The 25,495-nt window shown below is 59.9% G+C and carries 25 protein-coding genes; 15 read left to right on the forward strand and 10 right to left on the reverse strand.

Annotation, left to right across the window (positions count from 1 at the left end; genetic code table 11):
• Positions 1-223: 223 nt before the first annotated feature.
• From LCH64_RS18920 to trpE, 6 genes are all read left to right on the forward strand, one after another.
• A complete protein-coding gene (locus LCH64_RS18920; protein ID WP_003228813.1) occupies positions 224-1,471 on the forward strand; it encodes an ABC transporter permease in 1,248 nt (415 codons plus the stop codon).
• Between the two features lie 12 nt (positions 1,472-1,483).
• Positions 1,484-2,308 (forward strand): ABC transporter permease, encoded by an 825-nt coding sequence (locus LCH64_RS18925; RefSeq protein WP_103520816.1) that lies wholly within the window; start codon positions 1,484-1,486, stop codon positions 2,306-2,308.
• Positions 2,309-2,532: 224 nt separating this feature from the next.
• Positions 2,533-3,681, forward strand: coding sequence for an iron-containing alcohol dehydrogenase (locus tag LCH64_RS18930; RefSeq protein ID WP_226500983.1), 1,149 nt, complete (start codon positions 2,533-2,535; stop codon positions 3,679-3,681).
• Positions 3,682-3,761: 80 nt separating this feature from the next.
• Positions 3,762-4,436 (forward strand): ribulose-phosphate 3-epimerase, encoded by a 675-nt coding sequence (gene rpe, locus LCH64_RS18935; protein WP_003228808.1) that lies wholly within the window; start codon positions 3,762-3,764, stop codon positions 4,434-4,436.
• A complete protein-coding gene (locus LCH64_RS18940) occupies positions 4,433-5,251 on the forward strand; it encodes a phosphoglycolate phosphatase (RefSeq protein ID WP_226500984.1) in 819 nt (272 codons plus the stop codon). The genes rpe and LCH64_RS18940 overlap by 4 nt, the downstream gene beginning before the upstream one ends.
• Positions 5,252-5,322: 71 nt before the next feature.
• A complete protein-coding gene (gene trpE / locus LCH64_RS18945) occupies positions 5,323-6,804 on the forward strand; it encodes an anthranilate synthase component I (RefSeq protein ID WP_003228804.1) in 1,482 nt (493 codons plus the stop codon).
• 175 nt (positions 6,805-6,979) lie between these two features.
• On the opposite strand, the gene estP is transcribed toward trpE, so the two are convergent.
• Positions 6,980-8,890 carry an esterase EstP gene (estP, locus tag LCH64_RS18950; protein WP_226500985.1) on the reverse strand — a complete coding sequence of 637 codons (1,911 nt, stop codon included), beginning with the start codon at positions 8,888-8,890 and terminating at the stop codon, positions 6,980-6,982.
• A 408-nt stretch (positions 8,891-9,298) separates the two neighbouring features.
• Here estP and LCH64_RS18955 point away from each other — a divergent pair, with 408 nt between their 5' ends.
• From LCH64_RS18955 to LCH64_RS18970, 4 genes are all read left to right on the forward strand, one after another.
• On the forward strand, positions 9,299-9,892 hold the full coding sequence (locus tag LCH64_RS18955; RefSeq protein WP_003228801.1) for an aminodeoxychorismate/anthranilate synthase component II: 594 nt from the start codon (positions 9,299-9,301) through the stop codon (positions 9,890-9,892).
• An 8-nt stretch (positions 9,893-9,900) separates the two neighbouring features.
• Positions 9,901-10,950: an anthranilate phosphoribosyltransferase gene (trpD, locus tag LCH64_RS18960; RefSeq protein WP_003228800.1), complete on the forward strand. Its 1,050-nt coding sequence runs from the start codon at positions 9,901-9,903 to the stop codon at positions 10,948-10,950.
• Positions 10,947-11,783 (forward strand): indole-3-glycerol phosphate synthase TrpC, encoded by an 837-nt coding sequence (gene trpC / locus LCH64_RS18965; protein ID WP_226500986.1) that lies wholly within the window; start codon positions 10,947-10,949, stop codon positions 11,781-11,783. Before trpD ends, trpC begins: the two co-directional genes overlap by 4 nt.
• Before the next feature lie 134 nt (positions 11,784-11,917).
• Positions 11,918-12,616, forward strand: a complete 699-nt coding sequence (locus tag LCH64_RS18970) for a lipoate--protein ligase family protein (protein ID WP_226500987.1) — start codon at positions 11,918-11,920, stop codon at positions 12,614-12,616.
• Between the two features lie 9 nt (positions 12,617-12,625).
• Here LCH64_RS18970 and crp read toward each other — a convergent pair whose 3' ends face one another.
• A complete protein-coding gene (crp, locus tag LCH64_RS18975) occupies positions 12,626-13,270 on the reverse strand; it encodes a cAMP-activated global transcriptional regulator CRP (RefSeq protein ID WP_003228797.1) in 645 nt (214 codons plus the stop codon).
• Between the two features lie 238 nt (positions 13,271-13,508).
• Between crp and LCH64_RS18980 the strand changes: the two genes are divergently transcribed.
• Both LCH64_RS18980 and speD read left to right on the forward strand, forming a co-directional pair.
• Complete coding sequence (locus LCH64_RS18980; protein WP_003228794.1) at positions 13,509-13,931, forward strand: OsmC family protein; 423 nt, start codon at positions 13,509-13,511, stop codon at positions 13,929-13,931.
• Positions 13,932-14,168: 237 nt separating this feature from the next.
• A complete protein-coding gene (gene speD / locus LCH64_RS18985) occupies positions 14,169-14,963 on the forward strand; it encodes an adenosylmethionine decarboxylase (RefSeq protein ID WP_003228791.1) in 795 nt (264 codons plus the stop codon).
• A gap of 120 nt (positions 14,964-15,083) precedes the next feature.
• Here the strand turns inward: speD and coq7 are convergent, their stop codons facing one another.
• From coq7 to hemJ, 6 genes are all read right to left on the reverse strand, one after another.
• Positions 15,084-15,731 carry a 2-polyprenyl-3-methyl-6-methoxy-1,4-benzoquinone monooxygenase gene (gene coq7 / locus LCH64_RS18990; RefSeq protein WP_027610738.1) on the reverse strand — a complete coding sequence of 216 codons (648 nt, stop codon included), beginning with the start codon at positions 15,729-15,731 and terminating at the stop codon, positions 15,084-15,086.
• Between the two features lie 204 nt (positions 15,732-15,935).
• Positions 15,936-16,274, reverse strand: coding sequence for a histidine triad nucleotide-binding protein (locus LCH64_RS18995; RefSeq protein WP_003228789.1), 339 nt, complete (start codon positions 16,272-16,274; stop codon positions 15,936-15,938).
• Positions 16,275-16,354: 80 nt separating this feature from the next.
• On the reverse strand, positions 16,355-17,143 hold the full coding sequence (locus LCH64_RS19000) for an SDR family oxidoreductase (protein WP_045122654.1): 789 nt from the start codon (positions 17,141-17,143) through the stop codon (positions 16,355-16,357).
• Between the two features lie 61 nt (positions 17,144-17,204).
• Entirely contained in the window at positions 17,205-18,152 is a 948-nt protein-coding gene (locus tag LCH64_RS19005; RefSeq protein WP_226500988.1) for a DUF805 domain-containing protein, read from the reverse strand.
• A 79-nt stretch (positions 18,153-18,231) separates the two neighbouring features.
• Positions 18,232-19,200 (reverse strand): nitronate monooxygenase family protein, encoded by a 969-nt coding sequence (locus tag LCH64_RS19010; RefSeq protein ID WP_226500989.1) that lies wholly within the window; start codon positions 19,198-19,200, stop codon positions 18,232-18,234.
• Between the two features lie 35 nt (positions 19,201-19,235).
• Positions 19,236-19,664 (reverse strand): protoporphyrinogen oxidase HemJ, encoded by a 429-nt coding sequence (gene hemJ / locus LCH64_RS19015; protein WP_226500990.1) that lies wholly within the window; start codon positions 19,662-19,664, stop codon positions 19,236-19,238.
• A 135-nt stretch (positions 19,665-19,799) separates the two neighbouring features.
• Between hemJ and argC the strand changes: the two genes are divergently transcribed.
• Both argC and erpA read left to right on the forward strand, forming a co-directional pair.
• Positions 19,800-20,834, forward strand: a complete 1,035-nt coding sequence (gene argC / locus LCH64_RS19020; protein WP_226500991.1) for an N-acetyl-gamma-glutamyl-phosphate reductase — start codon at positions 19,800-19,802, stop codon at positions 20,832-20,834.
• 168 nt (positions 20,835-21,002) lie between these two features.
• The gene (gene erpA / locus LCH64_RS19025) at positions 21,003-21,353 is read left to right on the forward strand and encodes an iron-sulfur cluster insertion protein ErpA (RefSeq protein ID WP_003228776.1); all 351 of its coding nucleotides are present in this window, start codon (positions 21,003-21,005) and stop codon (positions 21,351-21,353) included.
• Positions 21,354-21,428: 75 nt separating this feature from the next.
• Here erpA and LCH64_RS19030 read toward each other — a convergent pair whose 3' ends face one another.
• Both LCH64_RS19030 and LCH64_RS19035 read right to left on the reverse strand, forming a co-directional pair.
• A complete protein-coding gene (locus LCH64_RS19030; protein ID WP_226500992.1) occupies positions 21,429-22,520 on the reverse strand; it encodes an anhydro-N-acetylmuramic acid kinase in 1,092 nt (363 codons plus the stop codon).
• Between the two features lie 3 nt (positions 22,521-22,523).
• The gene (locus tag LCH64_RS19035; protein ID WP_226500993.1) at positions 22,524-23,948 is read right to left on the reverse strand and encodes a peptidoglycan DD-metalloendopeptidase family protein; all 1,425 of its coding nucleotides are present in this window, start codon (positions 23,946-23,948) and stop codon (positions 22,524-22,526) included.
• A gap of 212 nt (positions 23,949-24,160) precedes the next feature.
• Here LCH64_RS19035 and tyrS point away from each other — a divergent pair, with 212 nt between their 5' ends.
• Positions 24,161-25,360 (forward strand): tyrosine--tRNA ligase, encoded by a 1,200-nt coding sequence (gene tyrS, locus LCH64_RS19040; RefSeq protein WP_226500994.1) that lies wholly within the window; start codon positions 24,161-24,163, stop codon positions 25,358-25,360.
• Positions 25,361-25,495 lie beyond the last annotated feature (135 nt).

Here is a 25,495-nt window from a genome sequence, read left to right on the forward strand (position 1 = left end):
AGGGCTCCTGTGGCGAGGGAGCTTGCTCCCGCTTGACCGGGCTGGCGCACCAGTGCGCAGCACTCACAAAATTGGCACTGCCCACACAATTTTGGGGCCGCTTCGCAGCCCAGCGCGAGCAAGCTCGCTCGCCACAGGGAATCGCCATCATCAGGCATGGTGTTTCAACACAACAGAGGTGGTTCGCCACCTCTGTAACGATCAAAGATTTGCGGAGTACGTCATGGCCATCGCCGTTCCCCTGAACGAGGGCACCAGCCCCACCTTGAAGCAGAAGCTCAAGCGCGCCGAGCGGGTCAACCGCTGGAAGGCTCAGGCGTTGATTGCGCCGCTGGTGCTGTTTCTGTTGCTGGTGTTCCTGGTGCCGATTGTGGCGCTGCTCTATAAAAGCGTCGGCAACCCGGAAGTGGTCGGCGGCATGCCGCGCACCGTGGCGGCCATCGCCAGTTGGGACGGCCGCGGCCTGCCCGCCGAACCGGTTTATAAAGCCGCCGGTGAAGACCTCGCCGAAGCCCGCAAAAACCAGACCTTGGGCGATCTGTCCAAGCGCTTGAACATGGAGTTGGCCGGCTATCGCAGCCTGCTGACCAAAACCGCCCGCGCGCTGCCTTTCGCCAGCGAGCCGGCCTCCTATAAAGAAGCCCTCGAAGCGCTCGACGAGCGTTGGGGCGATCCGGCCTACTGGCAAGCGGTGCGCCGCAACACCAGCAACATCACGCCTTACTACCTGCTGGCGGCAGTCGATCACCGCATCGACGACCTTGGTGAAGTGGCGCCGGCCACCCCGGATCAGGCGATCTACCTCGACATTTTTGCCCGGACTTTCTGGATGGGGCTGGTCATCACCGTGATCTGCCTGTTCCTCGCCTATCCACTGGCCTACCTGCTGGCAAACCTGCCCTCGCGGCAGAGCAACCTGCTGATGATTCTGGTGCTGCTGCCGTTCTGGACTTCGATTCTGGTGCGGGTCGCGGCGTGGATCGTGTTGCTGCAGTCGGGCGGGCTGATCAACAGCGCGCTGATGGCCATGGGCATCATCGATAAGCCGCTGGAGTTGGTGTTCAACCGCACCGGGGTCTACATCTCGATGGTGCACATTCTGCTGCCGTTCATGATTCTGCCGATCTACAGCGTGATGAAAGGCATCTCGCCGACCTACATGCGCGCCGCGATCTCGCTGGGCTGCCATCCGTTCGCCAGTTTCTGGCGGGTGTATTTCCCGCAGACCTATGCCGGCGTCGGCGCCGGTTGCCTGTTGGTGTTCATCCTCGCCATCGGCTACTACATCACCCCGGCGCTGCTTGGCAGCCCGAACGATCAAATGGTCAGTTACTTCGTCGCGTTCTACACCAACACCAGCATCAACTGGGGCATGGCCACTGCGCTGGGCGGCCTGTTGCTGCTGGCGACCGTGGTGCTTTATCTGATCTACAGCTGGCTGGTGGGCGCCAGTCGCCTGCGCCTGAGCTAAGGGGAATTTGAAATGCTGAGTCCTTACATGTCGCCCATCGAACGGGTGTGGTTCTACAGCTTGCGGATTCTCTGCGGCCTGATCCTGCTGTTCCTGATTCTGCCGGTGCTGGTGATCGTGCCGCTGTCGTTCAACTCCGGCAGTTTTCTGGTGTACCCACTGCAGGGCTTCTCCCTGCACTGGTATCAGGACTTCTTCGCTTCGGCGGAATGGATGCGCTCGCTGAAGAACAGCATCATCGTCGCTCCTGCGGCGACCGTGCTGGCGATGGTCTTCGGCACCCTGGCCGCCATTGGCCTGACCCGTGGCGATTTCCCCGGCAAGGCGTTGGTGATGGCGCTGGTGATTTCGCCGATGGTGGTGCCGGTGGTGATCATTGGTGTGGCGAGTTATCTGTTCTTCGCGCCGCTGGGTCTGGGCAACAGCTTCTTCTCGCTGATCGTGGTGCACGCGGTGCTGGGTGTGCCGTTCGTGATCATCACCGTGTCGGCGACGTTGCAGGGTTTCAATCAGAATCTGGTGCGGGCGGCGGCCAGCCTCGGCGCATCGCCGTTGACCACGTTCCGCCGGGTGACCCTGCCGCTGATTGCGCCGGGAGTGATTTCCGGGGCGTTGTTTGCTTTCGCCACATCGTTCGATGAAGTGGTGGTGACGCTGTTCCTCGCCGGCCCCGAGCAAGCGACGCTGCCACGGCAGATGTTCAGCGGGATTCGCGAGAACCTCAGTCCGACGATTGCTGCTGCGGCAACTTTGTTGATCGCCTTCTCCGTCGTCCTGCTGTTAACCCTCGAATGGCTGCGCGGTCGCAGCGAAAAACTTCGCACTGCCCAAGTCTGAAGCTGTACACGATAAAAACTGTGGGAGGGGGCTTGCTCCCGAAAGCGGTGGATCAGTTGAAGTAGATGTCGACTGACCCACCGCTTTCGGGAGCAAGCCCCCCTCCCACAAGGGATTTGTGTTGTATGCGAAGTTTTGTCTCATTCATGGGGTGAATGCCAGACAACCCGAAACCCTCGACTACGCTTGTGCTCAGCTCCCACATCTATAAGAGGCTGCGCACGATGAGTCTGTCCCAGTTCAAAATCGCTCACAAACTGATCACCGGCGCCGGGGCCATCGAGCAACTGGCGGCGGAACTCACGCGGCTGGATATCGACAACCCGCTGATCGTCACCGACGCCGCGCTGGTCAAGTCCGGCACCGTGGAGCTGGCGCTGTGCCAATTGGGCGGGCGCGAGTACGAGATTTTCGACCGGGTGCTGCCGGACCCGGAAATCGCCATCGTCGAAGATTGCATGCGCGTGTATTGCGAGGGCGGGCACGACGGCTTGATCGGCCTGGGCGGCGGCAGTGCCATCGACATCGCCAAGAGCGTTGCCGCGTACGCCGGCTATCACGGCGCGCTGGAAGACCTGTTCGGCGTCGATCAGGTACCGCGCAAAGGTCCGCCGCTGATCGCCATCCCGACCACCGCCGGCACCGGCTCGGAAGTGACCAACGTCGCCATCCTCTCCGACAAGGTTGCGCAACTGAAGAAAGGCATCGTCAGCGATTATCTGCTGCCGGACGTGGCGCTGGTCAGTCCGCAAATGACCCTGACCTGCCCGCGCAGCGTCACCGCCGCCAGTGGCGTCGATGCGCTGGTGCATGCCATCGAATCCTATCTGTCGGTCAACGCTTCGCCGATCACCGACTCGCTGGCGCTCGGCGCAATCAAGTTGATCGCCAGGGCGCTGCCCAAGGCCTACGCCAATGGCGGCAACCTGCAAGCCCGTGAAGACATGGCCACCGCCAGCCTGATGGCCGGCATGGCGTTCGGCAATGCCGGGGTCGGCGCGGTGCATGCGTTGGCCTATCCGTTGGGCGGGCGTTTCAACATTGCCCATGGCGTCAGTAACGCGTTGTTGCTGCCGTATGTCATGACCTGGAACAAGATGGCCTGCGTCGAGCGCATGCAGGATATCGCCGAGGCCATGGGGGTGAAGACCGCTCATCTGAGCGCCACTGAGGCCGCGGACAAAGCCGTGCAGGCCATGACCGAGTTGTGCGCGGCGGTGGAAATTCCGGCCGGGCTGCGCAGTTTCGGTGTGCCGCAAGAGGCGATCCCGGCCATGGCTGTGGAGGCCGCGGGAATCGAGCGTTTGATGCGCAACAACCCGCGCAAGCTCAGCGCTGCGGATATCGAGAAGATCTACCGAGCGGCGTACTGATCATCGCGGTCACGGTGCGCGCACGGAAACTTGAGGTATACAATGCGCGCCATCGTGATTTAGCTCAGAAAAGGTGCGTCATGCAGCCCTTCGTAATTGCTCCGTCGATTCTCTCCGCCGACTTCGCCCGCCTCGGCGAAGAAGTGGACAATGTTCTGGCCGCCGGTGCCGACTTCGTCCACTTCGATGTCATGGACAACCACTACGTGCCGAACCTGACCATTGGCCCGATGGTCTGCGCGGCATTGCGCAAATACGGCATCACCGCGCCGATCGACGCGCACCTGATGGTCAGCCCGGTGGATCGCATTGTCGGCGACTTCATCGAGGCCGGCGCGACCTACATCACCTTCCACCCGGAAGCCACGCTGCACGTCGATCGTTCGCTGCAACTGATCCGTGAAGGCGGCTGCAAATCCGGGCTGGTGTTCAACCCGGCGACCCCGCTGGACGTGCTCAAGTACGTGATCGACAAGGTCGACATGGTCTTGCTGATGAGCGTCAACCCGGGCTTCGGCGGGCAGAAGTTCATCCCCGGTACCCTCGATAAACTGCGCGAAGCGCGGGCGATCATCGATGCCTCGGGCCGCGACATCCGTCTGGAAATCGACGGCGGCGTCAACGTCAACAATATCCGTGAAATCGCCGCGGCCGGTGCGGACACCTTCGTCGCCGGTTCGGCGATCTTCAATGCGCCGAACTATCAGGAAGTCATCGACAAGATGCGTTCCGAACTGGCGCTGGCGCGCCCATGAGCGGTTTTGAGCAGCTGTTCCCGGGGCAACTGCCACGGTTGGTGATGTTCGATCTGGATGGCACGTTGATCGACTCGGTTCCCGACCTGGCGGCCGCGGTGGACACCATGCTGCTCTCCCTCGGCCGCAAGCCTGCCGGCATCGAGGCGGTGCGCGAGTGGGTCGGCAACGGCGCACCGGTGCTGGTGCGCCGGGCGCTGGCCGGTGGCATCGATCATTCGGCGGTGGACGACGTCGAGGCCGAGCACGCGCTGGAAGTGTTCATGGAAGCCTACGGCGCGAGTCATGAGCTGACCGTGGTCTATCCCGGCGTGCGCGACACCCTCAAGTGGTTGCACAAACAGGGCGTGGCCATGGCGCTGATCACCAACAAGCCGGAGCGTTTCGTCGCACCGCTGCTGGATCAGATGAAGATCGGCCGCTACTTCAAGTGGATCATCGGCGGCGACACCCTGCCGCAGAAGAAGCCTGATCCGGCCGCGCTGTTCTTCGTGATGAAAATGGCCAATATCCCGGCCTCGCAATCGCTGTTCGTCGGCGACTCGCGCAGCGACGTGCTGGCGGCGAAGGCGGCGGGGGTCAAGTGCGTGGCGCTGAGCTACGGCTACAACCATGGCCGGCCGATTGCCGAGGAATCCCCGGCACTGGTGATCGACGATCTGCGCAAGCTAATTCCCGGTTGCCTCGGTACTGCCGCTGAGATAACGTTGCCCGACGCTTCTCAATCTCCTTCTGGAAACGCCATCGTGGTGGTCACCCGCAAACTCTGGATGAAAGTCATCAAGGCCCTGGCCCGCTGGCGTTGGCGCGCCTGACTGATTCCTGGCCGGCTTGCCGGCGCGTTTGCACACCTGACAGATTTGCCCCTCACACCACGAGGCACCCCATGATCCGCGAAGAATTCCTGCGCCTGGCCGCTGACGGCTACAACCGCATTCCGTTGGCCTGCGAAACCCTGGCCGACTTCGACACGCCGCTGTCGATCTACCTGAAACTGGCCGACCAGCCCAACTCCTATCTGCTCGAATCGGTGCAGGGTGGCGAGAAATGGGGCCGTTATTCGATCATCGGCCTGCCGTGCCGCACCGTGTTGCGGGTGCACGACCATCACGTGAGCATCACCGTCGATGGCGTCGAGACCGAAAGCCATGACGTCGAAGACCCGCTGGCCTTCGTCGAAACCTTCAAGGCCCGCTACAACGTGCCGACCATCGCCGGTCTGCCGCGTTTCAACGGTGGTCTGGTCGGCTACTTCGGTTACGACTGCGTGCGCTATGTCGAGAAACGTCTGGGCAAATGCCCGAACCCGGATCCACTGGGCGTGCCGGACATTCTGCTGATGGTCTCTGATGCGGTGGTGGTGTTCGACAACCTCGCCGGCAAGATGCACGCGATTGTCCTCGCTGACCCGGCGCAAGCCGATGCTTACGAGCAGGGGCAGGCGCAATTGCAGGAACTGCTGGAGAAACTGCGCCAGCCGATCACCCCGCGCCGTGGCCTGGATTTCAGCAAGCAACAAGCGGCTGATCCGGTGTTTCGCTCCAGTTTCACCCAGAGCGACTACGAAAAAGCCGTCGACACCATCAAGGAATACATCCTGGCCGGTGACTGCATGCAGGTCGTGCCGTCGCAGCGCATGTCGATCGACTTCAAGGCGGCGCCGATCGATCTGTACCGCGCCCTGCGTTGCTTCAACCCGACGCCGTACATGTACTTCTTCAACTTCGGCGACTTCCACGTCGTCGGCAGCTCGCCGGAAGTGCTGGTGCGGGTCGAAGACAACCTGATCACCGTGCGCCCGATTGCCGGCACTCGTCCACGCGGAGCTACCGAAGAGGCGGATCTGGCGCTGGAAGAGGATCTGCTGTCGGACGACAAAGAGATCGCCGAGCACTTGATGCTGATCGACCTCGGTCGTAACGACACTGGCCGGGTTTCGGAAATCGGTTCGGTGAAGCTCACCGAGAAAATGGTCATCGAACGCTATTCCAACGTGATGCACATCGTCTCCAACGTCACCGGCCAGTTGAAGGCCGGGCTGACCGCGATGGACGCGCTGCGGGCGATTCTGCCGGCGGGCACCTTGTCTGGCGCACCGAAGATCCGTGCGATGGAAATCATCGACGAATTGGAGCCGGTCAAGCGTGGCGTGTATGGCGGTGCGGTCGGTTACTTCGCCTGGAACGGCAACATGGACACCGCGATTGCGATTCGTACCGCGGTGATCAAGAACGGCGAACTGCACGTGCAGGCCGGTGGCGGCATTGTGGCCGACTCGGTGCCGGCGCTGGAATGGGAAGAAACCCTGAACAAGCGCCGGGCAATGTTCCGTGCCGTGGCCCTGGCTGAGCAGACTCCGGAAAGCTGAGTTCGCACAATTCCCCCGGGTGGGAGCGGGCTTGCTCGCGAATGCGGCCTGACATTCAACATTGATGTCGATTGATACACCGCTTTCGCGAGCAAGCCCGCTCCCACATTGGATTGTGGTCTGGCATAAAAAAACGCGGCGCCCTCACAGGCGCCGCGTTTTTTATGCCTACAGATCAGAAATCCAGACTGACCCCCACGTTCACCCCTTGCTGGGTGAAGTCATCATCCTTGCGCACGTTGTAGCTGGCGCGCAACGCCAAATCCTGCGTGAGCTTGTGGCTCACGCCCAGGTTCAGGCGATTGAGGTTGGTCTGCGGCTCGTAGCCTTCGAGGGTAAAGCGATTACCTGGCAGGCTGTTGAGGTTGATGGTCAGATCCTGGCGGTCGTCGTTGTACTCACGCTCGTGAGCGAATTCGCCGAACACTTCGGTCTGCGCCGTGATCTGGTACTTGCCTTGAATACCCAGGCCCAGACGTCGCGAGTTGCGTGACTGGTCATCGAAGGTCAGCGCTGTGGCGTCCGCGCCTTTTTCCGAATAACCATCGACTTCAGTCTTGCCGAAGTCGGCGCTGACAAACGGCGACAGGTGCCACGGACTGCTGGCCTGCTGCGCAATGTCGTAGCCGATGCGGCCGCTGATCGCCAGTACATAGCCGTCGGTGTCGCCTTTCTCCCCGCGCTCGTTGACCCCGAGCTGGAATTTACGCTTGAGGCTGTCATAGTCGAGTTTGCCGGCGGTCATCGCCAGGTCGCCCCACCAGCGATTTTGCTGGTACTGGGCGAACGCGGTGCCCATGTAGGAGTTGAGTTTGTATTCGGAGTCAGCGTCGCCGGCTTCGAGTTTCTGGTGGTAGAGACCCGCGGCCAGACCGACCCGCCAGGCTTCGTTGACGCGATAGCTGCCGCCGATGTTCAGGTTATAGCCATTGCCATCGGCACTGGCTGCGCTGTGCTGGCCGTCGAAATCCTGATGTTGGCCGCCACCGGCGACAATCGCCCGCCATTGACCGATGCCCTGCCAGTTTTCCCAGTCGGCCAGCCATTGATTGCGCAGTTCATCTTGATGCGCGCGCAACGAACCTTGGGCCATTTCCGGCAGCAGGGTCAGCTCCCAAGGGGCGGCCAGCAGCGAGTAGGCGTAATCGGCAATCAGGCGCTGGCCGGCTTCGGTCGGGTGCACCGAGTCGTTGTAGATCAACTTGGTCGGATCCGGCGTGGCGCTGTTGATGCCGTATCGGGCGTTCTCGGTGCAGCTGTTGCCGCTGAAGCAGGTGGCGGTCAGGTTCTGGTCGGTGGCGAGACCGAACTGCGCCGGGTTGGCGAACACTTCCTTGAGCAACACTGGAATGTTGAGCGGGATGATTTCAGCGTTGATGCCCTGCAACTGGCTGACCAGTTCGGTGTTGAACTGCGCGCTGAGCTGGGAGGTGAAACCCTGCAGCGGCGAGCCGTTGATCGCCGGGGTCAGGCCGATGTCCGGCAGTAGCCAGACCATGATGTATTTGGCCCCGGCGCCTTGCAGCGTGCGGGCGCTGTCGGCCAGGCGATCGGCCGCGGCGCTGGCTTGATCAAGGCTGAGTACGCGCCCCTGAAGGAAATCGTTGCCGCCGCCGGACAGGTAATACAGCGCGTTCGGGTCGGCGCGGAAGCCGTTCGACGGCAGGTAACCGCTGCGGGTGCGTTCGCCGGTGGCGGACTGGGTGGTGATCGAGTCGAGAATCTGGTCGGTACGGTAGCCGCCCACCGCCCAGTTGTTGCCATCGGCCAGACCTTCACCGGCACGCACGGCCGATGACGACGACGCGGTCTGATCCGGGCTGAAACCCAGTTTGCCGCCGATGATCTGGGTGGCGTTGAGGTCGCGGTTTTCCCCAGTGCCATCCTTGTACAGCGGGCCGGTGCGGTTGGTGTAGCGTTGCGTGGCGCCGGCCGGGCCGCCGCTGTCCTTGAAGGTCCCGGCATCGTTCAGGCTGTCGCCGAACACGATGAAGTTGGAGTAGGGCGCGGGTGCTGCGTACGCCTGGGCGCAAGCCATGGCGAGCAGGCAACCGGCGAGCGGTACAAACAACGTCTGTTTGATCATGAGCAAGTCCGTTTATTTATTGTTGTAGTGAACAAAACGACAGTACCAAAAACTTCCGGCCTTTTGCCATCGGTCGCGAACACCCCTGTTGTTTTGCTCCCCGTCAGCCCCGCCATATTGCACGCTCTGCCCAGCTAAGTTACTGTGCCGGAACGTATGAACGAGACCTTCCCCGTGTTGATCGTCAGCAAACTTCTGGATCAAGTCATCAAGGCACACGCCCGTTGGCGTTGGCGCGCCTGAATCTTTTCTGCCGGCCCGGCCGGATCTGTATCGCTTTGCCTTCCTTGCCCGTTTGAAATACCGCTGTGCCGACGCCACCTGTGCGCGTCCGACATCGTGCAGCGCCCTGCGGGCAAGTCATTCGAAGGCTGTCTTCAAGTCAGAATTCAAGAGGTTCGAAACGCCATGTTGCTGATGATCGACAACTACGACTCCTTTACTTACAACGTTGTGCAATACCTCGGCGAGCTGGGTGCCGAGGTCAAGGTCGTGCGCAACGACGAACTGACCATCGCTGAAATCGAAGCGCTCAACCCGGAGCGCATCGTGGTCTCGCCAGGCCCGTGCACGCCGACCGAAGCTGGCATCTCCATCGAAGCCATCAAACATTTCGCCGGCAAACTGCCGATCCTTGGCGTCTGCCTGGGCCATCAGTCCATCGGTCAGGCCTTCGGCGGCGATGTCGTGCGTGCCCGTCAGGTAATGCACGGTAAGACTAGCCCGGTATTCCACGAGGACAAGGGCGTTTTTGCCGGTCTGAATCATCCGCTGACGGTTACCCGCTACCACTCGCTGATCGTCAAACACGATACTTTGCCCGAGTGCCTGGAGCTGACCGCGTGGACGCAGCACGACGACGGCTCGGTCGATGAAATCATGGGCTTGCGTCACAAGACCCTGAACATTGAGGGCGTACAGTTCCACCCTGAGTCGATCCTGACTGAACAGGGCCATGAACTGTTTGCCAACTTCCTCAAACAAACCGGCGGCACGCGCTAAGGACTCCCATGAACATCAAGACAGCCCTGAGCCGTATCGTCGAACACCTCGACCTCAGCACCGAAGAAATGCGCGACGTGATGCGCGAAATCATGACCGGTCAATGCACCGAGGCGCAGATTGGCGCGTTCATGATGGCGATGCGCATGAAGAGCGAGAGCATCGACGAAATCGTCGGCGCGGTTTCCGTGATGCGTGAGCTGGCCGATCAGGTCGAACTCAAGACCCTCGACGGCGTGGTCGATGTGGTCGGCACCGGCGGTGACGGTGCAAACATTTTCAACGTATCGACGGCGTCTGCGTTCGTCGTCGCGGCGGCGGGTTGCACCGTGGCCAAGCACGGCAACCGTGCGGTGTCGGGCAAAAGCGGCAGCGCCGACCTGCTGGAAGCCGCCGGCATCTACCTGAACCTGACGCCGGTACAGGTCGCCCGTTGCATCGACAACGTCGGCATCGGTTTCATGTTTGCCCAAACTCACCACAAAGCCATGAAGTACGCCGCCGGCCCGCGCCGCGATCTCGGCCTGCGTACGCTGTTCAACATGCTCGGCCCGCTTACGAATCCGGCCGGTGTGAAACATCAGGTGGTGGGCGTGTTTACGCCCGCGCTGTGCCGGCCATTGGCCGAAGTCTTGCAGCGCCTGGGCAGCAAGCACGTACTGGTGGTGCATTCAAAGGACGGTCTGGACGAGTTCAGTCTTGCCGCGCCGACTTTTGTGGCTGAGCTGAAGAACAACGAAATCACCGAATATTGGGTCGAGCCGGAAGATCTGGGCATGAAGAGCCAGAGCCTGCACGGTCTGTCGGTCGAAGGCCCGGAAGCTTCGCTGGCGCTGATCCGCGATGCACTGGGCAAGCGCAAGACCGAAAACGGCCAGAAGGCTGCCGAAATGATTGTGCTCAATGCCGGTGCGGCGCTGTACGCGGCTGACCTGGCGACCAGTCTCAAAGAAGGCGTGGCACTTGCGCACGATGCTCTGCACACCGGTCTTGCTCGGGAAAAACTCGAGGAGTTGGGTGCCTTTACCGCGGTATTCAAAGTGGAGAATGAGGGATGAGTGTACCGACGGTTCTGGAAAACATTCTGGCGCGCAAAGTCCAGGAAGTCGCCGAGCGCAGCGCTCGCGTCAGCCTGAGCGAGCTGGAAAGTCTGGCCAAGGCGGCCGATGCACCCCGTGGTTTTGCCCAGGCCCTGCTGGCGCAGGCCAAGACGAAGCAACCGGCGGTGATCGCCGAAATCAAAAAGGCTTCGCCGAGCAAAGGCGTGATCCGCGAAAACTTCGTGCCTGCCGATATCGCCAAGAGCTACGAGAAGGGCGGGGCGACCTGTCTTTCCTTGCTGACCGATATCGACTACTTCCAGGGCGCTGATCTCTACCTGCAACAGGCCCGCGCCGCGTGCAAATTGCCGGTGATCCGCAAGGACTTCATGATCGATCCGTACCAGATCGTCGAAGCCCGTGCGCTGGGCGCCGACTGCGTGCTGTTGATCGTCTCCGCACTGGACGACGTGAAAATGGCCGAGCTGGCCTCGGTTGCCAAAGGCGTCGGTCTCGATGTGCTGGTTGAAGTGCACGATGGCGATGAGCTGGAACGCGCATTGAAAACTCTCGACACGCCACTGGTCGGGGTCAACAACCGTAACCTGCACACCTTCGACGTCAGCCTGGAAACCACCCTCGACCTGCTGCCGCGCATCCCGCGCGATCGCCTGGTGATCACCGAGAGCGGCATTCTCAACCGTGCCGATGTCGAGCTGATGGAAATCAGCGACGTCTACGCATTCCTGGTCGGCGAAGCGTTCATGCGCGCGGAAAGCCCAGGCACCGAACTGCAGCGCCTGTTCTTCCCGGAACGTGGTGTGCCGGTCAGTGGTTCGACCCTCGACTGACTCAGTCAGACCGAGTAGACGCCATCGCGAGCAGGCTCACTCCTACACTTGGAATGCGTTCCCCCTGTAGGAGTGAGCCTGCTCGCGATGACGACATAAGATTCACCTCAGACTGAACGTCCTACGGAAACCTTATGATCCCTGCCTCCCTCACCATCGAAGCCGGCCTGCAAGCCGAACAAGACTTGCTCGCTTCCGTCTGCGCCGGCGATGCCGAATTCGGCCTGCTGTTCTGGCAACCCAGTGATCGCGCCTTGGTCATGCCGCGCCGGCTCAATCGTCTGCCCGGTTTCGAGCATGCCTGCGAAGTCTCCGCTGCTGCCGGTTGGCCGGTATTGCTGCGGGAAACCGGTGGCGAACCGGTCCCGCAATCCGCTTCAACCATCAACATCGCGTTGGTCTACGCCCCGCCCCGCAGTGAGGGTGATCTGAACCGCATCGAAACCGGCTACCGGCGTCTGTGCGATCCGATCTGCGAGTTGCTGGATGAGTTGGGCGGCACGTCGTCGTTGGGCGAAATCGCCGGCGCGTTCTGCGACGGTCGCTTCAACGTCAATCTCGATGGCCGCAAGATGGTCGGCACCGCTCAGCGCTGGCGCCAGAGTCAGGGTGGTCAGCGTCCGGTAGGGTTGGTGCATGGGGCGATGCTGATGGATAACGAGCGCGAGTCGATGGTCGCGGCGGTCAATCGCTTCAACGAGGCTTGCGGTCTGGAGCAGCGGGTACGGGCCGAAAGCCACATCGCCCTGCATGAGAAGTTCGTCGCGCCAACGGCTTTGGCGCGTCTTGATGAGCTGTTTCGACTGATGCTGGCGCAGGTCTACAGCGCCTGAGTAGCGCGCTTAGCGCGTGCCGAAGACCACCATGGTCTTGCCTTTCACATCGACCAGGTTGCGTTCTTCAAGATCCTTGAGCACGCGACCGACCATCTCCCGCGAACAACCGACAATCCGCCCGATTTCCTGACGCGTCACCTTGATCTGCATGCCGTCCGGGTGGGTCATCGCGTCAGGTTGCTTGCACAACTCCAGCAGGCAACGGGCCACGCGACCGGTGACATCGAAGAACGCCAGGTCGCCGACCTTGCGCGTGGTATTGCGCAGGCGTTGTGCGATTTGTCCGCTGAGAACGTAAAGAATGTCTGGATCCTGCTGCGACAATTCGCGGAACTTCACGTAGCTGATTTCGGCGATTTCACATTCAACCTTGGCCCGCACCCAGGCACTGCGCTCCTGCTCCTGACCCGCTTGTTCGAACAGGCCCAGCTCGCCGAAGAAGTCCCCGGCGTTGAGGTAGGCGATGATCATTTCGCGACCGTCGTCATCTTCGATGAGGATCGTCACCGAGCCCTTGATGATGAAGTACAGCGTGTCCGAGCGATCGCCGGCGCAGATGATGTTGCTCTTGGCCGCATGGCGACGGCGCTGACAATGCATCAACAGCTTGTCGAGGTTCTTGATTTTGGGTGTGGGGGTAATAGCAACCATGGTTGTATCCCGAAAAGACTGCACGGTGATGTTTGATTTTTTATGAGGCGCTGAAGGCGGTCGCTACACAGGCTGACAATTGGCGCCAGCGAATTGGCGCCAGCTTACCAGACACTTCGTCGAAAATTCGAGAAATTACCTACACCGCAGAGGCATCCGTCCTAGGAACGCCAGGCGCTGTCAGAGCAAGGGCCTGTGCTAAGCTGGCGACCCTTTTTTCTACAGTGGAGTCTTGGCGATGAAGGCACGCATCCAATGGGCTGGCGAAGCCATGTTCCTCGGCGAATCCGGTAGCGGTCATGTCGTGGTCATGGACGGTCCGCCGGACGCCGGTGGTCGTAATCTGGGTGTTCGCCCGATGGAAATGCTCCTGCTGGGCGTTGGCGGTTGCAGCAACTTCGACGTGGTCAGCATCCTGAAGAAGTCGCGTCAGGCGGTTGAAAGCTGCGAAGCGTTCCTCGAAGCCGAACGCGCGACCGAAGATCCGAAGGTGTTCACCAAGATCCACATGCACTTCGTGGTCAAGGGCCGGGGTCTGAAAGAAGCCCAGGTCAAGCGCGCCATCGAACTGTCTGCCGAGAAGTATTGCTCGGCCTCGATCATGCTCGGCGCGGCCGGCGTGGCGATCACTCACGATTATGAAATCGTCGAACTCGGCTGAGCCGACATTCAACTATCATAAAAGCAGTGCAGACTCTGGCGATCCCTCGCTGACGTCTGCATAATGCGCCACTTTTTTCAGGGCAGTGATCGGTCAGCCGACGGGTCATCCGCCTGAACAGATAACCAAAATCGCCATCGCGAAGAGGTGTTAACCGTCCTACGCAGGTGCGTTGTTCGCACTTGACGGGCATGCTTGATCACGCGGCTGCGCCGCATACATAGAGAGTTTTTAACGGTGAAAAGCAAACTCAAGCTCCACGGGTTCAATAACCTGACAAAGACCTTGAGCTTCAACATCTATGACATCTGCTACGCGGAAACCCCGCAAGACCAGCAGGCTTACGTCGAGTACATCAATCAAGAGTACAACGCCGAACGCCTGACGCAGATTCTCACGGAAGTTGTCGAAATCATTGGTGCCAACATTCTGAACATTGCCAGTCAGAATTATGAGCCTCAGGGTGCCAGCGTCACGATTCTGATCTCGGAAGAGCCGGTGACCCCGACTGACAGCCAGATCGAAGAGTCCCCGGGGCCCTTGCCCGAAATTATCCTTGCCCACCTCGACAAGAGTCACATCACGGTGCATACCTACCCGGAAATCCATCCGGACGCCGGTATCGCGACGTTCCGTGTGGACATCGACGTGTCGACCTGTGGTGTCATTTCACCGCTTAAAGCGCTCAACTTCCTCATTCACCAGTTCGATTCGGACATCGTGACCGTGGATTACCGTGTGCGCGGCTTCACCCGTGACGTTGAAGGCAACAAGCACTTCATCGACCACGAGATCAACTCGATCCAGAACTACCTGTCCGAAGACACTCGCGACGCGTACCAGATGACCGACGTGAACGTGTACCAGGAAAACCTGTTCCACACGAAAATGCTGCTGAAGAATTTCGAACTGGACAACTACCTGTTCGGCGACGCCACCAGCAATCTGTCGTCCGAGCAGCGCGCTCAGGTGACCGAGCGTGTGAAACACGAAATGCTGGAAATCTTCTACGCGCGCAACATGCCGACGTAAGATTCCCGGGCACAAAAAAAAGGCGACTACCGTGCGGTAGTCGCCTTTTTTATTGCCGAAAAACAGAACCCTGTGGGAGCGGGCTTGCTCGCGAAGAGGCCCTTTGTGGCAATACAAATCTCAAATCCGATAAGTACTCTTGGTCATCACCTTCGCCAACAGGCTCATCCCGAACTTCACCGGCGCCGGAAAGCGGAAACCACCCGCATCCAGTGCACTCTCCGCATGATGTTCTTCATCAATGCGCATCTGCTCCAGAATCGCCCGGGACTTCTCGTCCTCGGCCGGTAATTGCTCCAGGTGTTCGTTCAAGTGCTTGCACACCTGGTGCTCGGTGGCCGCGACGAAACCGAGGCTGACCTTGTCACTGATCAGGCCGGCCACAGCGCCAATGCCGAACGACATCCCGTAGAACAACGGATTGAGCACGCTGGTATGGCTGCCCAGTTGATGGATGCGCTGTTCGCACCATACCAGATGGTCGATTTCTTCTTCGGCGGCGTGTTCCATGGCGGCACGTACCTGCGGCAACTTGGCGGTCAGCGCCTGCCCCTGATACAGCGCCTGGGCGCAGACTTCACCGGTGTGGTTGATGCGCATCAGGCCGGCGACGTGGCGGGTGTCTTCGTCGCTCATCTGCACATCCGGCTGCACGATGGCGGGTGACGGGCGGTACGGCTGGCCACTGAAGGGCAGCAGGGTGCGCATCGCGGCATCGGCTTGCAGCAGAAGACGGTCAATCGGCGAGTAGTGACGTTGGGTAGTCATGCTGACCTCCGGGAAAAATCTCGACGGCCAGTTTAACCGAATCGGCCGGGGAAGGTTTGCGCTGGGTCATTGCCATGCAGAGAGCACGGTGGTGTTTTTGTGGGAGCGGGCTTGCTCGCGAAGACGTCGGCACATTCAAAGTATCAGTGCCAGACAATCCGCTTTCGCGAGCAAGCCCGCTCCCACAGGGTCTGATGCAGTGAATCAGCCCGGTGGCCAGTTCATCTGGCGCTGACCCAATACATGCATATGAATGTGATAGACGGTCTGCCCACCCTTTTCATTGCAGTTCATCACGACCCGGAAGCCTTCCTCGCAGCCCAGCTCCAGTGCCAGACGCTGGGCAGTGAACAGGATGTGCCCGGCCAGTGCCTTGTCGTCTTCGGTCAGGTCGTTGAGGGTACGCACCGGTTTCTTCGGGATCACCAGAAAATGCACTGGTGCCTGAGGAGCGATGTCGTGGAACGCCAGAACCTGGTCGTCCTCGTAAATGATCTTGGCCGGGATCTCCCGGTTGATGATCTTGGTGAACAGAGTATCCACTGCTGTTTTCTCCGTTGTGTGGGCTGGCCTGAGTGTACGCATGGGGAATGCCCCCGCCCAGTGTTTTGCCGTAGGACAGTTCAGCGCGGGCAGTAAGCCTTGTTGACCATGCCGACGAGGGTGCGATTGAGCCAGCGCGAGCCGAGGCGTGGCAGGAAGGCGAACCAGCGATTGCGCCTCCCGGGAATGATGATGGCGCGGTTTTTCTCCAGCGCACGCACGGTGTACAGCGCGACTTCCTCGGGACTCATCAGCAGTTTGCTGTCCTTGAGTTTGTCGCTGTTGAGCTGCGCCGTGCGGAAAAATGCAGTGCGGGTCGGGCCGGGGCAAAGCACCGAAACCTTGACCGCGCTCTGTTTGAGCTCCACTCGCAGGGCTTCGGAGAAGTGCAATACGTAGGCTTTGCTGGCGTAATAAGTGCTCATCCACGGACCGGGATTGAACGCCGCTACCGAGGCGACGTTGAGAATCTGCCCGCCGCCCTGCAGCGCCATGCTGTTGCCAATGGCGTGGCACAGGCGGGTGAGGGCGAGGATGTTGACTTCGATCAGGTCCTGCTCGGTCATCCAGTCCTGAGCGAGGAATGGGCCGCAGGTGCCGATGCCAGCGCAATTGACCAGCAGATCGATCTGCCGGTCGCCTTCTTCCAGTTCCAGCAGGAACCCGGACAAGCGCAATGGCTCGCCGAGATCGCAGGCGCGGAACAACACCTCCACGCCAAAGCGCTGGGTCAGTTCGATCGCGATACTTTCCAGCTGATCACGCTGGCGAGCCACCAGAATCAGGCTGCGGCCGCGCCGGGCCAGAGCTTCAGCCAGGGCCAGGCCGATGCCGCTGGAGGCGCCAGTGATCAGAGCGTAACGGGTCATGCAATTCTCCATCGCAACAGCTCCGCGCCAGCGACGCAGGTGCCACGGCGGGGAGCGCTGTTCATTCTTTCGCAGAGTCTACAGGGGCCGGGGCCGCTTCGGCTGCATCGTCCACGGAATTCGCCGGTTCAGTTTCGACCTCGACTTCATCGGTGGTGACCGAGCCGCTTTCGTAGCTGCTCTCGAGGTTGGTTTCATATTCTTGCTGAATGGCCGAAATACCGCCGAGCATGCCACCGGCAAACACCAGGGCGAAGAACACGATCCATAGCGAGCACAGCACTTTGACCGCCGTGCTGTTGGGTGGCGGTGGCGGGCCGTAACGGTTGGCGCCGGTGTTGCCCGGCATGACCATGATCACCAGTGGGAAGAAGCTGCCCACGAACGGCACCAGGTTCAGCAGCCACAGCCAGCCGGACCATCCGATATCGTGCAGGCGCTGCACGCTGAACAGGATGCTGACAATGATGAAGCCGAGGAACAGGAAGAACGCGAATATCCCGCCGATGATCAGACCGGTGGTGGAGTCGCCACTGACCAGTCCGAGCGCGAGCAGAGCGAATATGCCAACGATCGGCAGGGTTACCAGGCTCAGTACCATCGTCCAGGCCAAAAACCGCAGGCGACCGATCCGGCCTTCAACGCTGAAAGGCTTGAGCACAGCGAAGGCCGGCAGGTTCTCGCCAACGTCGGCGCGTGGTGGTGCGTAGGGGGAGGCTGGTTCTGCAATGACGGGCTGATGTTCGTGCACGTCCGCCAGATTCAGCTCGATTGCCGTTTCCGCCTCGATCCGCGCGTCGATCCCGGTTTTGCTCAGTGCTTGCAGATAAGTCTGAGCATCACTGTGAGTCAGGTCGCGCTTGAGGGCGACGGTGCTGCCGTTGAACAGGCGCTCGATGGCAGCGACATCGCTTTTGAACAGGGCCGCCAGATTGAGCTTGGCGGTGGTGAGATCGACGCCGGGCTGCAGAGCACCGTCGAAAACGATCTTGTAACGAGGTTCGCTCATGGTCGGGGCATCCTTGTCGCGAATCAATTGAAAGTCAGCAAGTGTAAGGCCAGTCGGTCGATCACTGGCCTGATTTTTCTCAGCGCGGCCAGCGTTTGGGCAATTGCGCCGCGCGTTCCAGCGCCTGACGATATTCCGCGTCGAGCCGGGCGATCAACTGATCCACACTCGGCAAGTCATCAATCTGGCCCACGCCCTGGCCGGCGGACCATACGGTCTTCCAGGCCTTGGCTTCGTCGTTGATCGGTTTGAGCTTGTCGCCGAAATTGACCTCACCCTTGCCTTGCAGCGCGGCCATGTCGAAACCTGCCGCCTCCAGGCTTTGGCGCATGAAGCTGGCCGGCACGCCAGAGACGGCAGGAGTATGAATGATGTCCGCCGCCTTGGCCGTCAGCAGCATGTCCTTGTAGGCGTCAGGCGCATGACTTTCGGTGGTGCCGATAAATCGCGTTCCGAAGTAGGCCAGATCCGCGCCGAGCAGTTGTGCGGCCAGGATCTCATGGCCGTGGTTCAGACATCCTGCAAGCAGCAGGGTTTTATCGAAGAACTCGCGGATCTCGGCGATCAGCGCAAACGGGCTCCAGGTGCCGGCATGGCCCCCGGCGCCCGCCGCAACGGCGATCAAGCCGTCGACTCCGGCTTCGGCGGCCTTCTCGGCATGCCGGCGCGTGGTCACATCGTGGAACACCAGACCGCCGTAGCTGTGCACGGCATCCACCAGCTCCTTCACCGCGCCGAGGCTGGTGATGACAATCGGCACCTTGTGTTCGACGCAGATGTCCAGATCCGCCTGCAGGCGCGGATTGCTGTTGTGCACGATCAGGTTCACTGCATACGGTGCCGGGTTGTCCAGTGTCGCCAGGCCCGCTTCAATCTCCTCCAGCCAGGCCTTGAAACCGCTGCTTTCACGTTGGTTCAGCGCCGGGAAACTGCCGACCATGCCGTTACGGCAGCAGGCGAGCACCAACTCCGGGTTGGAGATCAGGAACATCGGCGCTGCCACTACCGGCAGGCGCAGACGTTGTTCGAGCAGAGCGGGCAGCGACATTGGAAATCCCCCGAGGTGTTATGCCTGTATAGAAGTTAGAACGGCTTGACCACGACCAGAATTACGATAGCCAGCAATATCAGAACCGGCACTTCATTGAACCAGCGATAAAAGACATGGCTGCGGGTGTTCTCGCCACGGGCGAAGCGTTTTACCTGCGCACCGCACATGTGGTGGTAACCGATCAGCAAGACCACCAGGGTCAGCTTGGCGTGAATCCAGCCGCCCATGCTGAAGATGCCCGGATTGAGGTAGATCAGCCAGCCGCCGAAGATCAGCGTGGCGATCATCGCCGGGCCCATGATGCCGCGATACAGCTTGCGCTCCATGACGCTGAAGCGTTCCTTGCTGATCGCGTCTTCACTTTGCGCGTGATAAACGAACAGCCGGGGCAGATAGAACAGCCCGGCAAACCAGCACACGACACTGACGATGTGAAACGTTTTGATCCACAGATAGAGCATTTTTAGTTATTCCCAGGTTCACGGTAGCCGGGATAGTAGAGGCTTGAGCGTCCGCACGTCACCTTGATGGTTGTCGCAGGGGCGCGCGGCCCCTATTATCGACGGCTTTCCAGTGGGTTCGTTGAGGGCAGGTTTATGGTCAAGGTCGGTATCGTCGGCGGCACGGGTTACACCGGTGTCGAACTGCTGCGTCTGTTGGCACAGCATCCGCAGGCAGAAGTGGTGGTAATCACTTCCCGATCCGAGGCCGGTCTGGCCGTGGCTGACATGTACCCGAACCTGCGCGGCCACTATGACGGTCTGGCGTTCAGCGTTCCCGATATCAAGACCCTTGGCGCTTGTGATGTGGTGTTCTTCGCTACTCCGCACGGCGTTGCCCATGCCTTGGCCGGTGAATTGCTGGCGGCGGGCACCAAGGTCATCGATCTGTCAGCGGACTTCCGTCTGCAGGACGCTGAAGAATGGGCCAAGTGGTACGGCCAGCCACACGGTGCGCCGGAATTGCTGGACGAGGCGGTCTACGGTCTGCCGGAAGTCAATCGCGAGCAGATCAAGAAGGCTCGTCTGATCGCCGTTCCCGGCTGCTATCCAACCGCTACGCAGTTGGGTTTCCTGCCGCTGCTTGAGGCGGGTCTGGCTGACACTTCGCGTCTGATCGCTGACTGCAAATCCGGCGTCAGCGGTGCCGGTCGCGGCGCGTCTGTAGGCTCGCTGTACTCCGAGACGTCGGAAAGCATGAAGGCTTACGCGGTGAAAGGTCACCGTCATCTGCCGGAAATTCGCCAGGGTCTGCGTCGCGCTGCCGGTAAGGACGTTGATCTGACCTTTGTGCCGCACCTGACGCCGATGATCCGTGGCATTCACTCCACGCTCTATGCGACCGTGGTCGATCGCTCGGTGGATCTGCAGGCGCTGTTTGAAAAGCGTTATGCCAACGAACCGTTTGTCGATGTGATGCCGGCTGGCAGCCATCCGGAAACCCGCAGCGTGCGCGGCGCAAACGTCTGCCGCATTGCAGTGCATCGTCCGCAGGATGGTGATCTGGTGGTGGTGCTGTCGGTGATCGACAATCTGGTCAAAGGCGCGTCGGGTCAGGCGGTGCAGAACATGAATATCCTGTTCGGCCTGGATGAGCGCTTCGGCCTGTCCCACGCCGGCATGCTGCCGTAACACTTTCGGCAACACAGCAAAAAGGCCCGTCAAACGGGCCTTTTTACATTCTGGGCAGTTGGTCGGGTTTATTGATATACCGTAACAATAGTTGACCGATTTTCTAGGACAAGCGGATAATGCGCGTCATCACGCATTATGGCGGCGTAACGCCGGGAGATAGTCAGCATGAGCGTCGAATCCTTCACCCCCACGGCTTTGCAATTCACCCAAGGTGCTGCGCACAAGGTGAAGAGCCTGGTCGATGAAGAGGGGAATGATCGCTTGAAGCTGCGCGTATTCGTTACGGGCGGCGGTTGTTCGGGGTTTCAGTACGGCTTCACCTTCGATGAAGATGTGGCCGAGGACGACACCATCGTCGAGCGCGAAGGCGTGAGTCTGGTGGTCGATCCGATGAGTTTCCAGTACCTGGCGGGTGCCGAAGTGGACTATCAGGAAGGTCTTGAAGGTTCGCGCTTTGTGATCAAGAACCCGAACGCTACCACGACCTGTGGTTGCGGCTCTTCGTTCTCGATCTGATCGCCCCTCGCTACACACAACAAAACGCCGCAGAGCCTTACGGTTCTGCGGCGTTTTTTGTTGCCGGCGTTTTGTTCAGTTGGGGTAGATGGCGCCGAGTACCCGCAGGCCTTTGGCCCCTGTGACGCTCGGGCGATTGGCGGCAATGCCTTCGAGGCAGCAATGGGCCAGCCAGGCGAAGGCCATTGCCTCGACCCAGTCCGGATCTACGCCATGCGTGGCGGTGCTGGCAACGGTAGTGTTTGGCAGCAGTTCGGCAAGACGTTTCATCAGCGTAGCGTTGTGAGCGCCGCCGCCGCAGACCAGCATTTCCCGGGTATCGGATTGAGCGGTTTGCAGCGACTCGACAATGGTCAGCGCCGTCAGTTCGAGCAGCGTTGCCTGGACGTTTTCAGGGGCGAAGCTCGGTAGCTCTGAGAGATGGTGTTCCAGCCAAGGCAGGTTGAACACTTCCCGGCCAGTACTCTTTGGACCTTTGGTCACGAAGAACGGATCGCTGAGCAGCGCTTTCAGCAAGACTGGCTCGACAGTGCCGGTGGCTGCCCACTGACCGTTGCGATCATAGTTCTCGCCGCGTTGCTGATGAATCCAGGCATCCATCAGCACATTCCCAGGGCCGCAGTCGAAACCGGCTACAGGCCTGGTCGGCTCAATCAGACTCAGATTGCTGAAACCGCCGACATTCAAGACCGCACGGTTACCGCTACGCTCCTCGAACAAAGCTTCATGGAAGGCAGGCACCAGCGGCGCACCCTGGCCGCCAGCAGCCACATCACGGCTGCGGAAGTCACTGATCACGGTGATGCCGGTCAGCTCGGTCAGTAGTGCGGGATTGCCGATCTGCACGGTGAAGCCGCGAGCGGGCTCATGGCGAATGGTCTGACCGTGGCTGCCGATTGCGCGAATGGCTTCTGGTTTGAGTTGCTGCTGATCGAGGAGGGTGTTGATGCCCTGTGCGGCGAGTTTTACCCAGTGCAGCTGGGCGTGCGCCGAGCGGGCGATCTCGTCAGGGCCGCTGGCGCACAGGCCAAGCAACTCGGTGCGCAGGGATTCGGGCATGGGGATGTAGTGCGTGGCGATCAGTCTGATCGCCGAGGTCTGCTCGATCAGGGCGATGTCCAGCCCGTCGAGACTGGTGCCGGACATCACGCCGATATAAAGAGCCATGGCCTAGCGCTTGCTCGAAGCCAGCATGGTGGCCTTCTCTTGGTCCATGCGGGCCATCAACGGCTGGCTCTGTGCAAGGAAGCGTGCGCGTTCGGATTTGGCGATCGGATCAGCCATCGGCAGCTTCTGGCCCAGTGGGTCGACGTGAACGCCGTTGACCTGGAACTCGTAGTGCAAGTGCGGTCCGGTGGACAGGCCGGTGGTACCGATATAGCCGATTACCTGGCCCTGCTTGACGGTGCCGCCGGTTTTCACGCCTTTGGCGAAGCCTTGCATGTGGCCGTAGAGCGTACGGTAGGTGTTGCCGTGCTGAATGATCACCGTGTTGCCGTAGCCACCGCGGCGACCAGCCAGCAGCACTTTACCGTCGCCGGCAGCCTTGATTGGCGTACCGCGTGGAGCTGCGTAATCGACGCCTTTGTGGGCGCGGATCTTGTTGAGGATCGGGTGTTTGCGGCCCATGGAGAATTTAGAACTGATGCGGGCGAAGTCCACCGGGGTACGGATGAATGCCTTGCGCATGCTGTTGCCATCGGCGGTGTAATAGCTGCTGTTGCCTTGTTTATTGGTGTAACGCACGGCGGTGTAGGTCTTGCCGCGGTTGGTGAAGCGTGCAGACAGAATCGGGCCGGTGCCCACTGCCTTGCCGTTGACCACTTTCTGCTCGTAGATCACGTCGAATTCGTCACCCTGGCGGATGTCCTGCGCAAAGTCGACGTCGTAGCCGAATACGCTGGCCATATCCATGGTCAGGCTATGGGACAGGCCTGCGCGGGCAGCGGATTGTGACAGTGAGCTATTGATCACGCCGTGCACGTAAGCCGTGCGAACGGTAGGTTTAGCGGTGACGCGGTTGAACGCATAGCCCTTGTCGTTCTTGGTCAGGGTGATGGTTTCAACGTCGCTGACCTTGCTGTGCAGGCTGGTCAGTTGGCCTTGCGGGTTCAGTTCGAACTCGAGCTTCTGGCCGTGCTTGAGCTGGCTGAACTGTTTGGCTTGTTTGTCACTGGCCAGGACTTCATGCACGGCGGCGGCTGGCAGGCCGACTTTCTCGAATAATGTAGAGAGCGTATCGCCCTTTGAGACGATGACTTCGCGATGTCCCGGGGCTTTCGGTTTTTCCGCAGCCGGAGCAGGCGCAGGTGCGGCCTCAGCGGTTTTCGGGGTGTCTTCGGTGCTGTTTTCGATTTGGGCGAAAGGTGAGGCTACTGGCTCATTTGTGGCTTGAAGCGCGTCAGCAGCGTCTTGATCTTGTGTCAGTTGTTCAGCAGGACTTTCCAGTTCAAGGCTCAGGGTCGTCTTTTTGGCTTCAACATCACTGGAAGGGAATACCAGGAGCGCCAGGCTGAGAAGGGCGGCGATTCCACTTGCGGCAAGCAGGTGGGTCTTCGGGTAAAGCGGTGGCGCTTTAGACGGTTCAGTGGTCATAAGTAATTTTGACTTTGAAAAAAGATGAATTGGAAAAGATGAATGACATGATGAAGATGAAATAACTGTATAAAATATAACCAAATCATCCCCGAAGCAAGTCTACAGACAGCCTGTCTGCAGATTGGTGTCCGTGCGCCGGGCAAAACTTGTAATTGGTGCACGATCTTGTATGGTTGGTTCCCTTTGAATCTGAGCCTTGCGGGTCTGTTATGAAGTCGGTTGAAGAGCAGCTAGCGCTGATTAAACGTGGTGCGGAAGAACTATTGGTCGAGTCCGAGCTGATCGAGAAGCTCAAGCGCGGCCAGCCGCTGCGTATCAAGGCTGGTTTCGATCCAACCGCCCCGGATCTGCACTTGGGTCACACCGTGCTTATTAATAAGCTGCGCCAGTTCCAGGAATTGGGGCATCAGGTGATCTTCCTGATTGGTGACTTCACCGGCATGATCGGTGATCCAAGCGGCAAGAGCGCTACTCGTCCTCCTTTGACTCGCGAGCAGGTTTTGGAAAACGCCGAGACCTACAAGTCTCAGGTATTCAAGATTCTTGATCCGGCGAAAACCGAAGTTGCGTTCAACTCCACCTGGATGGATCAGATGGGTCCGGCGGACTTCATTCGTCTGACTTCGCAATACACCGTCGCGCGTATGCTTGAGCGTGATGACTTCGACAAGCGTTACACCACCAACCAACCTATCGCCATTCACGAGTTCCTCTATCCGCTGGTTCAGGGCTATGACTCGGTTGCTCTGCGCGCGGATGTCGAGTTGGGCGGTACCGATCAGAAGTTCAACTTGCTGATGGGGCGTGAGCTGCAGCGTGGATATGGCCAGGAAGCTCAGTGCATTCTGACCATGCCACTGCTAGAAGGTCTGGATGGCGTGAAGAAGATGTCCAAGTCGTTGGGCAACTACGTCGGTATCCAGGAAGCGCCAGGTGTGATGTACGGCAAGCTGGTTTCGATCCCGGATGCGTTGATGTGGCGTTACTTTGAGCTGCTCAGCTTCCGTTCGATGGATGAGATCGATGCCTTCCGTGCGGATGTAGAGGCAGGGGCTAACCCGCGCGATATCAAGATCAAGCTGGCAGAAGAGATTGTCGCTCGCTTCCACGGTGAGGAGGCTGCCGCCAATGCGCATCGCGCTGCTGGTAACCGTATGAAGGATGGTGAACTGCCGGATGATCTGCCGGAGATTGAGCTGGCTTCTGCTGAAGATATGCCGATTGCGGCTGTCCTTAATAAGGCCGGCCTGGTGAAGAACTCGGCGGCTGCGCGTGATCTGTTGGCTTCCGGTGGTGTGCGTGTGGATGGTGAGGTGGTTGATCGCTCCTTTATATATGTACTGGGTGCGACCCACGTTTGCCAGGCAGGCAAGAAGGCATTTGCACGTATCACACTGAAAGCTGAATAAAGTTTGAAATAAGGGTTGACGGCGAATTTCAGAGGTCTATAATTCGCCCCACTTCCGGCGCAGTCGAAACGGAAAACTCCTTGAGATTCAATGAGTTACGCAGTTTTCGACAGCGGCTTGCTTCAGTTCATCGAG

The organism is Pseudomonas sp. MWU16-30322 (assembly GCF_020515535.1).
Taxonomy (GTDB): Bacteria; Pseudomonadota; Gammaproteobacteria; order Pseudomonadales; family Pseudomonadaceae; genus Aquipseudomonas; species Aquipseudomonas fluorescens_H.

What these genes read in the sequence shown, in the direction of transcription:
- LCH64_RS18920 (WP_003228813.1), top strand. Translation starts at nt 224, where the DNA reads ATGGCCATCGCCGTTCCCCTGAACGAGGGCACCAGCCCCACCTTGAAG.
- LCH64_RS18925 (WP_103520816.1), top strand. Translation starts at nt 1,484, where the DNA reads ATGCTGAGTCCTTACATGTCGCCCATCGAACGGGTGTGGTTCTACAGC.
- LCH64_RS18930 (WP_226500983.1), top strand. Translation starts at nt 2,533, where the DNA reads ATGAGTCTGTCCCAGTTCAAAATCGCTCACAAACTGATCACCGGCGCC.
- rpe (WP_003228808.1), top strand. Translation starts at nt 3,762, where the DNA reads ATGCAGCCCTTCGTAATTGCTCCGTCGATTCTCTCCGCCGACTTCGCC.
- LCH64_RS18940 (WP_226500984.1), top strand. Translation starts at nt 4,433, where the DNA reads ATGAGCGGTTTTGAGCAGCTGTTCCCGGGGCAACTGCCACGGTTGGTG.
- trpE (WP_003228804.1), top strand. Translation starts at nt 5,323, where the DNA reads ATGATCCGCGAAGAATTCCTGCGCCTGGCCGCTGACGGCTACAACCGC.
- estP (WP_226500985.1), bottom strand. Translation starts at nt 8,890, where the DNA reads ATGATCAAACAGACGTTGTTTGTACCGCTCGCCGGTTGCCTGCTCGCC.
- LCH64_RS18955 (WP_003228801.1), top strand. Translation starts at nt 9,299, where the DNA reads ATGTTGCTGATGATCGACAACTACGACTCCTTTACTTACAACGTTGTG.
- trpD (WP_003228800.1), top strand. Translation starts at nt 9,901, where the DNA reads ATGAACATCAAGACAGCCCTGAGCCGTATCGTCGAACACCTCGACCTC.
- trpC (WP_226500986.1), top strand. Translation starts at nt 10,947, where the DNA reads ATGAGTGTACCGACGGTTCTGGAAAACATTCTGGCGCGCAAAGTCCAG.
- LCH64_RS18970 (WP_226500987.1), top strand. Translation starts at nt 11,918, where the DNA reads ATGATCCCTGCCTCCCTCACCATCGAAGCCGGCCTGCAAGCCGAACAA.
- crp (WP_003228797.1), bottom strand. Translation starts at nt 13,270, where the DNA reads ATGGTTGCTATTACCCCCACACCCAAAATCAAGAACCTCGACAAGCTG.
- LCH64_RS18980 (WP_003228794.1), top strand. Translation starts at nt 13,509, where the DNA reads ATGAAGGCACGCATCCAATGGGCTGGCGAAGCCATGTTCCTCGGCGAA.
- coq7 (WP_027610738.1), bottom strand. Translation starts at nt 15,731, where the DNA reads ATGACTACCCAACGTCACTACTCGCCGATTGACCGTCTTCTGCTGCAA.
- LCH64_RS19000 (WP_045122654.1), bottom strand. Translation starts at nt 17,143, where the DNA reads ATGACCCGTTACGCTCTGATCACTGGCGCCTCCAGCGGCATCGGCCTG.
- LCH64_RS19005 (WP_226500988.1), bottom strand. Translation starts at nt 18,152, where the DNA reads ATGAGCGAACCTCGTTACAAGATCGTTTTCGACGGTGCTCTGCAGCCC.
- LCH64_RS19010 (WP_226500989.1), bottom strand. Translation starts at nt 19,200, where the DNA reads ATGTCGCTGCCCGCTCTGCTCGAACAACGTCTGCGCCTGCCGGTAGTG.
- hemJ (WP_226500990.1), bottom strand. Translation starts at nt 19,664, where the DNA reads ATGCTCTATCTGTGGATCAAAACGTTTCACATCGTCAGTGTCGTGTGC.
- argC (WP_226500991.1), top strand. Translation starts at nt 19,800, where the DNA reads ATGGTCAAGGTCGGTATCGTCGGCGGCACGGGTTACACCGGTGTCGAA.
- erpA (WP_003228776.1), top strand. Translation starts at nt 21,003, where the DNA reads ATGAGCGTCGAATCCTTCACCCCCACGGCTTTGCAATTCACCCAAGGT.
- LCH64_RS19030 (WP_226500992.1), bottom strand. Translation starts at nt 22,520, where the DNA reads ATGGCTCTTTATATCGGCGTGATGTCCGGCACCAGTCTCGACGGGCTG.
- LCH64_RS19035 (WP_226500993.1), bottom strand. Translation starts at nt 23,948, where the DNA reads ATGACCACTGAACCGTCTAAAGCGCCACCGCTTTACCCGAAGACCCAC.
- tyrS (WP_226500994.1), top strand. Translation starts at nt 24,161, where the DNA reads ATGAAGTCGGTTGAAGAGCAGCTAGCGCTGATTAAACGTGGTGCGGAA.